The organism is Streptomyces sp. BA2 (assembly GCF_009769735.1).
GTDB lineage: Bacteria > Actinomycetota > Actinomycetes > Streptomycetales > Streptomycetaceae > Streptomyces.
In genome coordinates this window covers 8831786-8844221 of record NZ_WSRO01000002.1, presented here as the reverse complement: position 1 = coordinate 8844221, position 12436 = coordinate 8831786, and the positions used below count along the sequence as shown (strand labels likewise).

Genomic DNA, 12436 nt, shown 5'->3' with positions numbered 1-12436 from the left:
CGTCTCACTCCTGCGTGACCGTGCCCGCAGGAGGCATCAACCGCAGCTGCAGCATGAGGGCGAAACGCACCGAGGGTTCCTGGAGGTCGACCTGGGCCACCTCGGCGACCCGGCGGATGCGGTAGCGGAAGGTATTGGGGTGGACGAAGACGTTCGCCGACGCGGCGATGATGTCGCCGAACGCGTCCAGCCACGCGCGCAGCGTCTCGACCAGGTGCGAGCGATGCCTGGTGTCGTACTCCACAAGGCGGGCCACCGGGCTGAGCAGCTCATCCCCCTGCACCGCGGCCAGGTCGCGCAGGTCCAGGAGCAGCGCGTCGATGTATACGTCGCCGATCGAGGCCACCCGCCTGCTGCCCAGGTCACTCATCAGGACACGCAGCGCGCGGTCCGCCCTGGTGCGCGACCGGCCCAGCGCCGACGGGTCGGTCGCCACCGACCCGATGCCGATCACCACCTGCGCCCGCTTGCCGGCACGCTCCAGGAAGTTGGCGGCGATCTGCACCGCCCGTTCGCGGCCGGCCACCGGGTCCGCGGGCACCGGAACGACGGCGTAGGCCACGTCGCCGAGGAGCGCGAGAGCCGACCGCGGCTGCACCGCGTTGAGGTGGATGCCCAGGGCGCTGGTCAGCCGCTGCCGTTCCGCCGTCAGCTGGGCATGATCACCCTTCTCCCCGGCGAGGCCCATGGCCATCACCACCGTGGGCTCGTTCACCAGGCCGAGCCGGTCCAGGGCGTCCACCGCACCCGTACCGCCCTCGAGGACCGTGCTCACGAGGTCGGCCCTGAGCCGGTTCCCTGCGTCGGCGCCCGCCCGGTGGCGCAGCAGGTGCAGTGCGACGAGCTTCGCCGCGTCCTGGAACGCTTGCTCACGATCGGGGGTCAACGGCTCCTCGACCGCGGCCCACACCGATCCCAGGAACTCGTCCCCGGCGCGCACCGCGACGGCCACCCGCGGGATGGCCGTCTCCCCTTCCTCGACCGTGGCCGGAGCGATGTGCACGGGGCGGTCACTGCGGTACAGCTCGCTGAAGACTCCGCGGCTCTCCAGGATCCGCAGGTATCCGTCCGGCACCTGGCGGGCCAGGATCGTGGCGACGCGCGACTGGTCCGCCTCGTCCTGACGGCCCGAGAAGGCCAGGATGCGCTGGCGACGGTCCTCGATCGTGATCGGCGCGTCCAGCAGCGTCGCGACGGCGTTGGCCAGCGCGAACAAATCACCGGAAGGGACACCTCCGAGTGACTCAACCCCCGCGTCACCGACATCCCCCTCGGTGAGCAGCGTCCGCAGGAGCTCCGTCAGCTGCGACCACGAGGCGCCCCGCGTCAAGCTGATCAGGACCACCCCCGAGGCCGCCGACGCCGCGGCCAGCGCCTCGTCCCGCTCCACCGGGCCGCGCACCACCAGGGCGGCCGCACCGTGCTCGCCCAGCTCGTGCATGAGCCGGGCGGTCTCCGCCGTCCCGTAGACGCCGACGCCGAGCACCATGGCGCGCGGCGGGTACGCGACCACGTCCCCCGGGTCGTGGATGACGACCCCGCCGACCTCGTCGGTCAGCTCAGTCGGATCAGTCAGCTCGGGGCTGCCGTGTACGAGATCGAGCAAGGCAGGACTGAAGTCCTCGAGCACACGGGCAAGACTGGTGCGAAGGTTCATCGGCACGTCACTGATCACCACCTCAGGCTAAGAGGGTGACTATCACTGACGTTCGTACGGGGACACAAGCTGGGGAGAGGAACTCGTCGCGGCGTACGAACGCGCAGTCAACGGGCAGTCGACGACGCCGTGCGGCGGCCGCTCGTTGCCCCCGCGCTCAGCAGCCTCGCTCAGCGGCCGCGCAGAGCCTTCCAGTCGTCCTCGAGAATCGAGTACTGAACGATGTCGTGCCACACCCCGTCCACATGGCCGTAGTGGCGCAGCCGCCCCTCCCGAACCATGCCCGCCTTCTCGATGGCCCGCTGCGCGGCGACGTTCGACGGCATGAATCCCGACCAGACGCGGTGCAGGCCGAGCCGGTCGAAGCCCAGGATGCCGAGCAGGAAGCCGATCTCGACGCTGTGGCCGACGCTCACCCGGTCGGCGCGCAGAGCCAGACCCACCTCCGCGCTGCGGTAGCCGACGCGGACCATCCCGCCCTCGCCCGACTGGTCCTCGACGATCAGCTTCGCCGAGCCGATCAGCTCGCCCGTGGCGATCTCGCTGACGCCAAGGCGGTAGTGCGTTCGAGGAGTCCGCCGGGCGCCTGCCCTGGCCTGCTCGACGAGCGCTGCGGCGTCGGAGCGCCGAAAGGGCGGCATGCCGAACTCGCGGGTCGTACGGGGGTCGCCGAAGATGCCGAGTACCCCCTCGACGTCGCTGGGCAGGAACTCCCGCAGTCGCAGCGTGGTGCCTTCGATGAGAACCGCACGCTGCTCCGACGCGCGCGGCGGCCGTTCTTCGACCCGCGCCCGCGATTCTCGCGGAGGCCACAGGTGGGCCTTCTCCCGCTCGGCTTCGAGGCGATCCGTCATCTGTTGACTCCTTGGTGATGTTTCGTCAGGCCGAACGACACGCGCGTGACCCAGAGTGGCTTCCGCGCACGGATCGCAGGAAGAAAGTTGGCCAGGGGCAGGACCCACCCGCAGAGGAAGCCCCGGCCCCGTGGTTCGCGAACCGCTCGCACGGCGGAGATGTTCGGGTGCACCGCGCGCAGCTTCCGCTGTTCCGCCGGTGTCATCCCCCAGAGCATCGGCGGCGGACGGTACCCCGCGGGGTACTTCCACCGACCCCGTACGGTGCGGGCGGCCATCCAGGCAGGCGGGGTGTCGAAGACCAGCTCCGCTCCGGGGAATCGGGCGGCGCACCCCTCGATGAGGCGGTGAACCGCATCGCGCGGAAGATACATCAGCATCCCCTGGGCGATGATCAGCACCCCGCGCGAGGCATCGACCTCGTCCATCCACCGTGTGTCGGTGGCCGAACAGGGCAGTGTGCGGTGGCGTGGCGCGTCCGGCAACAGCCGCCGGCGCAGCGCCGCGACCTCGGGCAGGTCGACCCCGAGCCAGCGCACCCTGCCGTTGTCCACCCGCCAGAACTGCGTCTCCAGACCCTCCCCGAGCGAGACGACCGTGCCGTCCGGATGGTCCCTGAGGAAACGTCGCACCTCGCGGTCGTAACAGCGCGCCCGTACCGCCATTCCTTGGGCGTAGCCCCAGTTGCCGGTCCCGAACCGTCCCTCGAAGGGGTAGTCGACGGCGTCGATCACCTCGATCGCCTTGGGGTCCCGCAGTGCCGAGCCAGGGTCCTTCGCGGCCAGAGCGCGGTGGTGCAACGTCCATAGCGTCGTCTCGGCGACGCCATCCAACTCGGCCTTCCGCTTCTGTCCGTTCATCCGGCGATGGTCACAACACTCCCGGCGCCCCAGCAAGGAGCGTCACTCCTGCGAGCACATAGATCACTCCTTCAGTTGGGATTTCCTACGGTGGGCCCCGCTCCCGGTCTTGTGCTGTCTACTGCGGCGCCATGTTGACCCGCCTCAACACCCCGATGGCGCTGCGGTAGCCCGACGAGAGCAGCGCGCCGAGCTGGGCGACGCCGAGCGCGGTGCCGAACTCCCGTGTGACGTCATTGCCAGTCGCCGGGGCGGCCCAGCCCCGCTCGGGCCCTCCTGCAGCGCCGCGCCGATGCCGCTCAACAGGCGTCCGCCGAGCATCACTTCGGCCGACGAGGCGAGTCCGGCCGCCAAATTGGCGACGCCGAAGACGGTCAGGCCGCCGAGCGGCAGGAGCAGTCCGGCTCTCCAAGGCTCAGGCGGCGGTGGTGCCTCGCTGCGTGGCGGCGAGGGCCGCCTCGGTGTCGGCGGCGGCCAGGTCGGCATTCATGTGGGCTCCTGCGAGCGCCCCGGCCGCGGCGGAGGCGCCGACCTGGGCGGCCAGGTCGGTTGCGTTGCCGGCCACCCACACCCCCGGCACTTCGGTGGTGCCGGCCATGCCGGTGGCGAAGTGGCGGCCCATCCCGCCGGGCAAGTCCCGCATCGGCAGCCGCAGTTGATCCAGACCCTCGGTACGGGCCTGCATGGAGGTGGCGACAGCCAGGACACTCCGGCGCTCCAGCTGTCCGTCGCTCAGGCGTACGCCCGCGATGCCGCCCTCCTCCGCGGTGACGACCTCGGTCACCGGGGTGTCGACGACGCGGATGCCGCGAGCGGCGAAGCGCGCGCGGGTGTCCTCGTCGAGATCGGTGCCGCGGGTGAAGTAGACGAGGTCGTCGGTCAACTGGCGGAACAGCAGCGCGTGATGGACGGAGGCCGGGCCGACGGCAATGATCCCGATGGGTTCGTCGCGCACCTCCCAGCCGTGGCAGTACGGGCAGTGCACCACCCCGTGCCCCCAGTGCTCGGCGAGCCCGCGGACGTCGGGCAGGACGTCGCGCAGACCAGTGGCGACGAGCAGCCGCCGCGCCGACAGAGCACTGCCGTCGGTGAGGGTGACCGTGAAGCGCGGATCCCCCTCGGCGGAGAGGGCGGTCGGGGCAGCCGGGGCGGCGGAGGCCACTTTCCCGTTCACGACAAGGCCGCCGTAACGGCGCACCTCTTCGCGCCCCCTCCGCAGCAGTTCGGCCGGCGGGGTGCCGTCCAGGCCGAGCAAGCCGTGCACGCCGTCGGCGGGGGCGTTGCGCGGGGTGCCGCTGTCGATCACGACGACCGCACGGCGGGAGCGGGCGAGCATCAGCGCGCCGTTCAGGCCCGCGGCGCCGCCGCCGATCACCACGGCATCGACGGTCTCCCCCGGCAGCTTGTCAGTCGAATACGCAGCACTGGCCACAGCAGTCGCAGTGTCCATGGGGGCCACAGGGGTCTCAGTCATGGCGTCACGCCCTTTCCTTCATGTCCTTCACACCAGTCCCCAGCGGTTCGGGGATGCGTTCACGACGATAAGCGCGGCTTGCGAGCTAGGCATATGATGTTGCCTATGACGCAAGACAATGGCGAGATGGACAGCCTGGTACGCAAACGGATCCGGGCCCTGCGGGTGGCGCAGGGCTGGTCCCTGGAAGAACTGGCCACCCGCGCCTCGCTCAGCCAGTCCACGCTCAGCCGCATCGAGAACGGCCGGCGCCGCCTGGCTCTGGACCAGCTCGTCACTCTCGCCCGGGCCCTGGACACCTCCCTGGACCAGCTCGTCGAGACGGCCACCGACGACGTCATCACCAGCCCGGCGATCGACGCGGCCCATGGACTCATGCGCTGGCCGATCAAGGCGGAGCCCGGCATGAGCGTCGTACGCCAGCGGATGACGAACCCGCCGCCCGACAGCCCCTCACGCATGCGTGCGCACCCCGGCCGCGAATGGCTCGTCGTGCTGTCCGGCACGGCGGTCCTGCTGCTGGGCAACAGGCGCTTGCGCGTGGAGACCAACCAGGCCGCGGAGTTCCCCACGATGCTCCCCCACGCCATCGGCGCCGAGGGCGGGCCGTGCGAGATCCTCGGCATCTTCGACCGCGACGCCCGCCGCGGACATCAGCGTGAGGGCAAGGACGAGAGCGGCCAGGCAAGCCAGTGACGTGACGCGACCTCCAGTCGGTTGGGCCGGCGGCAGAACAGATGGTTGCGCCCGCGGCGGAGCAACTGGTTGCGCCCGCGGCAGTGCAGTTGGTTGCGCCTGCGGCAGTGCAGCGGGCCATCTTCTTGCGCACCCCGGGATTCATAATGCCGCGACGGCATGACCGGCTTAGCGTCCCCGGCATGACCCACGACACTTCCTCGCACACCGGCCACCACGGCACCGACCACCACCCCCGCCATGAGCCGGACGCCGGCAACCAGGCGGAGATCCTCGATCTGGACGCGGAGGTGCTCTCCGAGCACATCGCGTCCATCACCGCATGGCTGCCCATCGAGAAGGCGCCGCGCCACGTCGTGGACCTGGGATGCGGGACCGGGGCGGGTACGTTCGCCCTGCTCGCGCGCTTCCCCGAGGCGGAGGTCACCGCCGTGGACGCGTCGGCCGACCACCTGCACCGCCTCCGAGCGAAGGCCGAAGAGCTCGGGGTGGCCGACCGGGTGCGCACGGTGTCGGCCGATCTCGACGCGGACTGGCCCGGCCTCGGCCGGCCCGAGCTGGTGTGGGCGTCGGCGTCGATGCACCACATGGCCGACCCCGACGGCGCCCTGCGCAAGGTCCACCACCTGCTCGCGCCCGGCGGCCTGTTCGCCGTCGTCGAGCTGGCCGGCTTCCCGCGCTTCCTGCCCGCCGACGCTCCGGCGGACCGGCCCGGCCTCGAAGAACGCTGCCACGCCGCCCTCGCACACCACGAAGCCGAGCACGTGTCCCACCGCGGCGCCGACTGGGGCCCCAAACTGGCAGCCGCCGGGTTCACCGTCGAGGGCGAGCGCCTGATCACCGTGAACGTCGACGGCTCCCGCAGCACGGCGGTCGGCCGCTACGCGCTCAGCAGCCTGAAGCGCCTGCGCGCCGGCGCCGCCCACGCCCTTCCCGCCGAGGACCTCGGCTCGCTCGACCAACTGCTCGACACCGAGAGCCCGCTCAGCATCCTGCGCCGCGGCGACCTGGCGGTCCGCACCGAACGCTCCGTATGGGCCGCGCGGCGATTCTGACCTCAGCGGCAGCGGGTCCGCGCGGACCGCGCGCGCACGGCTGATCGGAGGGAGTTCACATGTAGGCGTCCTCGACAGCGACGCGTCGCACTGTTCGCAGCGTCGACCGGAGACTGTCCATATCGGTCGAGCCCAGAGCGAGGCGGATCGCCTGCGGTGTGTGCGCCGAGGTGGTGAACGGTTCGGCCGTGGATACCGAGATGTGCTGACGCGCGAGGGTGGCGGTCAGGCGATCGGCGCGTGCGTCGTCGGGCAGCGGCAGCCAGGTGAAGTAGGACGAGGTGTGGCCGATGAGCGGCAGGCCCGCCAGCTCTTGTCCGGCGAGCGCTTGGCGGGCCTTGGCGTCCTGTCGTTTCTGCGCTTCCAAATGGTCCACCGTGCCGTCGTCGAGCCAGCGGCAGGCGATCGCGGTGGTGAGGGCCGGGGTGTTCCAGGTCGTCGCCCTGATCGCGCGTTCGAGCGAGGGCACCACGGATGGCGGGGCGACGACGAAGCCGACCCGCAGGCCGGTGGCGACGCTCTTGGACAGTCCCGAGACGTAGACGGTGATGTCCGGCGCGCTCGCGACCAGAGGCGGTGGAGGGTCCTCGGCCAGGTAGGCGTAGGAGGCGTCTTCGATGATGAGCGGACCGTGCTGTCGAGCGATCTCGATCAGGCGCGCTCGGTCCGTTTCCGGCATGACCCAGCCCAGAGGGTTGTGCAAGGTGGGCATGGTGTAGATCGCGCGCACGGGGCGGGTGGCGCACAGCTTCTCGAGGGCATCGAGATCCGGTCCGTCGGCGGTTACGGGGATGGGTGCCAGGTCGAGATGAGAGGCATGCGCGAGCACCTTGAGACCCGGGTAGGTGAGTGCGTCGACCGCGACGACGTCGCCGGCGTTGAGCGCGGCCATGACGCTGATGGCCAGGCCGTGCTGCGCACCGTTGACGACTAGGATCCGCTCCGCGTCGGTGGTGATTCCCCGGCGCCGCAGGTGCCGTGCGATCGAGGCTCTGTCCTGGGGGCGCCCTCGGTGTGGTTGGTAGCGCAGCAGCGAGTCGAGATCACCAGAGGTGGCCACCTCTCGCAGGGCCTGCCGCAGGAGATCGGCTTGCCCCGGCAGCGACGGACAGTTGAAGTTGAGGTCGACCGCATCCGCGGCGACGACCTGCTGATCGATGCCGTGACCGGCGGGAACCGCGATGTCACGCACGAACGTACCGCGGCCCTGTTCCCGGCTCACCAGACCCATCGCTTCCAGCTCGGCGTACACCCGAGTCGCGGTCACCACGGCGATGCCCTCACGGCCGGCGAGGGCGCGGTGTGTCGGCAGCCGCACACCCGCGGCGAGCCGCCCGGTCCGTATGTCGGATGCGAGCGCGTCGACCAGCTTTTTGTACCGCGAGGCTGCCATGCACCGGATTGTATGCATGACAATTCTTTGACTGTCCTGTCCACGGGTCCTTACGGTCAAGATCCACTCACCCGGATCACTCACCGGGATCCACTCACCCGGAAGGACAGCCGCCGTGCACATCGCCATCCTCACTTTCGAGGGCTACAACGAACTCGACTCCCTGATCGCGCTCGGTGTGCTCAACCGCATCAAGACCGATGACTGGCGCGTCACCATCGCCACCCCCAGCGCCAAGGTGACCTCGATGAACGGGGTGGTCATCGAGCAGATGTCCTCCCTTGAGGAGGCGTGCGCCGCTGACGCGGTCATCGTCGGCAGCGGCATCGCCACCCGCGAGGTGGTCGAAGACCCGGCGATCATGAACGTCCTTCGCCGCCTGGACCCCTCGCGCCAACTCATCGCGGCACAGTGCTCCGGCGCGCTCGTGCTGGCCAAGCTCGGCCTGCTCAACGACGTCCCCGCCTGTACGGACCTGACCACCAAGCCCTGGGTCGTCGCCGCCGGCGTCGAGGTGCTCAACCAGCCCTTCTACGCCAAGGACAACATCGCCACCGCCGGCGGCTGTCTGGCCTCGCACTACCTCGCGGCCTGGATCATCGCCCGCCTCGAGGGCAACGACGCCGCCGAGAGCGCGCTGCACTATGTCGCCCCGGTCGGCGAGAAGGAGGAGTACATCGAGCGCGCCTGGCGCAACATCACTCCCTACCTGCCCGCTCCCGCACCGGCAGTCGTCTGAACAGACCCGCTTCCGGACGGAAACGGGCCCATCCAGCAGTCCATCCAGCAGTCCATCCAGCAGGAAGCCTCGCCCGCGAGTGTCCTGTGCGCCTCACGCCACCGGAACGGTGACCTCTCCCGCCGGACCGCTGTCCTCGGGCGACTCCGGCTCCGGGCCAAGCGGGCGCCCCTCCCACACCAGGGCCCGCCAGCCCTCGTCGGGCGAGCCGTCGAGGATCACCACGCCCGTGTTGCGCAGCGGATGACCCGACGCGTACGCCACGTCGACGTTGTCCGCCCGGGCTGCCACCCACGTACGGATCACGGCGCCGTGGCTGACCATCGCCACCGTCTCCGCTCCCGTAGCGGCCGCCTCGGCGACGACGGCGTCGAAGCGCCCCAGGGCCTCCACGCCGTTCTCACCCCCGGGCATCCGGCGTTCGGTGTCGCCCCCGGCCCAGGCGAAGGCGGTGCCCATGTAGACGGCGGCGGCCTCCTCGTCGCCCCGCATCTCCAGGTCCCCGGCGGCCAGCTCGCGGATCCCGTCCCGGATCCGGGCCTCCAGGCCTGTCGCGGCGGCCAGGGGCGCGGCGGTCAACTGGGTGCGCAGCAGTGTGGACACGTACAGGGCATCGATCTTCTCCGCCGCCAATGCCTCCGGCACCGCGGCCGCCTGGTCCTGCCCCAGCGGCGTCAGCCCCGGGCCCGGTACCCCGGTGTCCAGGAGGTGCTTGAGGTTGGACGGGGTCTGGCCATGGCGTATGAGCAGCAGGCGCATGCGGGGACTACCTTCCCTGGGCGGCGACGGAACAACCTCTTCCACTCTGCCACCAGTGCCTCAGCCCCAGCGCACGGCCGGCCGGGTGACCTCACCCCCATCGCCTTGCGTGCATGGCGTCGGTGGGGCCGCTGCCCCACCGACGCCGGCAGTCGTTACGCCGGGGCGATCCGGTAGACGCTGCCGCCTATGTCGAGCACGTACAGCTCGCCATTGCCGCCCTGCACGAAGGAGACGACCTCCCCGCCGTTGACGCCGAGGTCGCTGACGCCGGTCACCTTGCCGTTCTCCATCTGCAGGGCGCGGACGGTGCCGTCGCAGTAGTCGCTGAACACGTACTGGCCCTTGAGGTCCGGGATCGCCTTGCCTCGGTAGACGTATCCGCCGGTCACCGAGCAGCCCAGGCCGTTGCGGTCGTACTCGTGGACCGGCGGCACGTGGTTCGCGGGCTCCGTGCCGTCCCGGAAGGGGTGGGTGCCCTCCATCTGGGACCAGCCGTAGTTCTCGCCGCCCTTGCTGTTCGCCGGCGCCCAGTCGATCTCCTCCCAGGCGCTCTGCCCGACGTCACCGATCAGCAGGTCGCCCGTGCCCGCGTCGAAGGAGAACCGCCACGGGTTGCGCAGCCCGTACGCCCAGATCTCGTCCTTGGCCTTCGGGTCGCCCACGAACGGGTTGTCCGGCGGGATCGCGTACGGCTTGCCGCCTCTCGGGTCGATCCGCAGCAGCTTGCCGAGCAGTGTGTCGAGGTTCTGACCGTTGCCGTGCGGGTCACCGCCCGCGCCGCCGTCGCCGAACGCGATGTAGAGGTAGCCGTCGGGGCCGATCTTGATGTCGCCGCCGTTGTGGTTCGGATAGGGCTGCGTCTGAGTGAGGACGGTGCGCCGGGTGTCGGGCCGGATCTTGCCGTGCCGCACGGCGAACTCGTCCACGGTGCTGGTGCCTTCGAGGTTCGTGTACGAGATATAGAAGTGCGCGAACTTCTTGTCGAACGCGATGCCCAACAGCCCGCGTTCCCCGTCGGTGGTGGTCTCTTTGGATATGTCGAGGACGGGCTTGCCGAGCCCATGGCGGCCCAATACCCGTACGGTTCCCGCGCGTTCGGCCAACCAGACCGCGCCGCCGGGACCGGCGGTTCCGGCGGTCGGATTCGTGGCCGTGGTCACCTTCTTGAGCGCGACCGCCGGAGCCTGCCGTGGGGAGGCGGGCTCGTCGGCGGACGCAGTGGCCAAGGCGAGGGAAGCCACGAGGCAGAGGGTGCCGACGATCGCCGAGCTTCTCGTGCGAACTTTCACCGTGATCCTCCTGGAGGCGGCAAAGCCTGGGTGGGAGCGGTGTGCTACTGGCCACGCATGAGGATACTGGGGCCGGGGTTGCTGGTATAGACCAAGACACCGCCCAGCTTTGTGTACTTGTAGCCAGAGCTGACGAAGTGTTCCGCGGGGCGAAACTCATCCGCAACGCTCCGCTAACATGATCGAACTCACGACGAGTGCCCTGATCGCTCATACATCACCCGAAAACCACGCCATCTAGCACGAAGAGTGAGCTATTAACCACAACTAACAAATCGGCCAAAACAATTGATACCTATAGCATCACGAAATTCTTCGCGAATTAACTACAGAGCAGTGCTCGCGGCGTGGCGACGGCCACGGGCGATGCTGTGGACCGCGGCGGCCGTGGTGGCCCTCGGATTCCTCGTCGCGCTGGAGATAGCCGCGCGCCACTACGGCGTGGCGGGGCCCATCACCAACCAGGCGCGCGAGGTGATCTTCGCCCCTAAGTCGGGGCCGCTGCTGTACGCCGGCATGGCGTTGATGATGGTGGTGTTCACCTGGCGGCAACGGTTCATCGCGGTGGGGGTCGCGGTCGGGATCGACGTCGTCTTCTTCCTGGTGCGGTGGGCTCTCGACGCCGAAATGATGTTCGGCAACGGCGCGTTGTGGGTGATCCTGGGCTGTGCGGTCCTCGCCGTCACACGCCGCACCGGCCAGGAACGTGTCCTGCTGCTGAAGGGCGTCGGGCTGAGTCTGCTCCTCGTGGCCGGCCGCAAGACGGGCGACACCTGGCTGCTCATCACGTCCAAGACCCGCCCCGCGGTGCTCGATCAGTACGTGGCCACCGCCGATCACGCGCTGGGCAACCCCTCGTGGCTGGTGGGGAGGATGGTCTCGGCGACCGGCCCGGTCGGCGAGCATGTTCTCGACTACGTCTACATCCAGCTCGCGGTGGCCGCGGTCATCGTCGCGCTGTACCAGTTGCGCAATGTGGCGGTCGAGCGGCGCTTCCCCGGCCATCATCTGGTGCGTACGTTTCTGGTCATCGGCCTGCTGGGGCCGGCCATCTACATGATCTTCCCGGTGGTCGGACCGATCTTCACCTACGGGAACGGCGCCTTCGGTACCGGTGGCGAGCAGTGGGCGCTGGCCAACCTCTGGCCGCACACGGTGCCGCCGATCAGCACCCCGCAGTCGATGCCGTTCGACGAGATCACTCCGCGCAACTGCATGCCGAGCCTGCACACGGCGTGGGCGACCACGATCTTCATTCATTCCCGCAAGGGCCCACGGATTCTGCGATACGCGGGCGTCTTCTGGCTGATAGCCACGCTCGGCGCGACGCTGGGATTCGGGTACCACTACGGCGTGGACATCATCGCCGGTGTGGTCTTCGCGTTCACGATCGACGCGGCGCTGCGCTCGCTCGACCGCGGCTGGGACCGGGCGGGAATCCAGCTGGTCGCTTACGGCACGACGGTTTTCGCGCTGCTCCTTGTGTCGTACCGCTTTCTGCCGATGCACATGGCCAAACACCCGTGGGTGTTCGGACCGCTTCTCGTCCTGGCGATGATCTCCGTGGTCCAGGGCTATGTGCGGACCACGAAACTGTGGGAGCCGAAGGCCGTGCCGGCGCAGCAACCGGAACCCCAACCGGAGTTGGTCTGAGGAG

General features: G+C 69.6%; 11 protein-coding genes. 4 read left to right on the top strand and 7 right to left on the bottom strand.

Annotation, left to right across the window (positions count from 1 at the left end):
* Nucleotides 1–4 precede the first annotated feature (4 nt).
* The 4 genes from E5671_RS42330 to E5671_RS42315 all read right to left on the bottom strand — a co-directional run bounded on the left by E5671_RS42330 (nucleotide 5) and on the right by E5671_RS42315 (nucleotide 4821).
* A complete protein-coding gene (locus tag E5671_RS42330) occupies nucleotides 5–1675 on the bottom strand; it encodes a PucR family transcriptional regulator (RefSeq protein WP_336606001.1) in 1671 nt (556 codons plus the stop codon).
* Nucleotides 1676–1827: 152 nt separating this feature from the next.
* Complete coding sequence (locus tag E5671_RS42325) at nucleotides 1828–2511, bottom strand: GNAT family N-acetyltransferase (protein ID WP_160509503.1); 684 nt, start codon at nucleotides 2509–2511, stop codon at nucleotides 1828–1830.
* On the bottom strand, nucleotides 2508–3371 hold the full coding sequence (locus E5671_RS42320) for a class I SAM-dependent methyltransferase (RefSeq protein WP_160509502.1): 864 nt from the start codon (nucleotides 3369–3371) through the stop codon (nucleotides 2508–2510). The genes E5671_RS42325 and E5671_RS42320 overlap by 4 nt, the downstream gene beginning before the upstream one ends.
* A gap of 415 nt (nucleotides 3372–3786) precedes the next feature.
* On the bottom strand, nucleotides 3787–4821 hold the full coding sequence (locus tag E5671_RS42315) for an NAD(P)/FAD-dependent oxidoreductase (RefSeq protein ID WP_160510783.1): 1035 nt from the start codon (nucleotides 4819–4821) through the stop codon (nucleotides 3787–3789).
* A gap of 129 nt (nucleotides 4822–4950) precedes the next feature.
* Between E5671_RS42315 and E5671_RS42310 the strand changes: the two genes are divergently transcribed.
* Nucleotides 4951–5541 carry a helix-turn-helix domain-containing protein gene (locus E5671_RS42310; protein WP_160509501.1) on the top strand — a complete coding sequence of 197 codons (591 nt, stop codon included), beginning with the start codon at nucleotides 4951–4953 and terminating at the stop codon, nucleotides 5539–5541.
* Nucleotides 5542–5723: 182 nt separating this feature from the next.
* Nucleotides 5724–6596, top strand: a complete 873-nt coding sequence (locus E5671_RS42305) for a class I SAM-dependent methyltransferase (protein WP_160509500.1) — start codon at nucleotides 5724–5726, stop codon at nucleotides 6594–6596.
* Nucleotides 6597–6651: 55 nt separating this feature from the next.
* Here E5671_RS42305 and E5671_RS42300 read toward each other — a convergent pair whose 3' ends face one another.
* Nucleotides 6652–7989 (bottom strand): aminotransferase-like domain-containing protein, encoded by a 1338-nt coding sequence (locus E5671_RS42300; RefSeq protein ID WP_160509499.1) that lies wholly within the window; start codon nucleotides 7987–7989, stop codon nucleotides 6652–6654.
* 115 nt (nucleotides 7990–8104) lie between these two features.
* Between E5671_RS42300 and E5671_RS42295 the strand changes: the two genes are divergently transcribed.
* On the top strand, nucleotides 8105–8728 hold the full coding sequence (locus E5671_RS42295; RefSeq protein ID WP_160509498.1) for a DJ-1/PfpI family protein: 624 nt from the start codon (nucleotides 8105–8107) through the stop codon (nucleotides 8726–8728).
* 93 nt (nucleotides 8729–8821) lie between these two features.
* On the opposite strand, the gene E5671_RS42290 is transcribed toward E5671_RS42295, so the two are convergent.
* Together E5671_RS42290 and E5671_RS42285 are read right to left on the bottom strand one after the other, a co-directional pair.
* Nucleotides 8822–9487: a histidine phosphatase family protein gene (locus tag E5671_RS42290; protein ID WP_160509497.1), complete on the bottom strand. Its 666-nt coding sequence runs from the start codon at nucleotides 9485–9487 to the stop codon at nucleotides 8822–8824.
* 155 nt (nucleotides 9488–9642) lie between these two features.
* Nucleotides 9643–10779: a PQQ-dependent sugar dehydrogenase gene (locus E5671_RS42285; RefSeq protein WP_160509496.1), complete on the bottom strand. Its 1137-nt coding sequence runs from the start codon at nucleotides 10777–10779 to the stop codon at nucleotides 9643–9645.
* Between the two features lie 366 nt (nucleotides 10780–11145).
* Here E5671_RS42285 and E5671_RS42280 point away from each other — a divergent pair, with 366 nt between their 5' ends.
* Nucleotides 11146–12432, top strand: coding sequence for a phosphatase PAP2 family protein (locus E5671_RS42280; protein WP_160509495.1), 1287 nt, complete (start codon nucleotides 11146–11148; stop codon nucleotides 12430–12432).
* Nucleotides 12433–12436 lie beyond the last annotated feature (4 nt).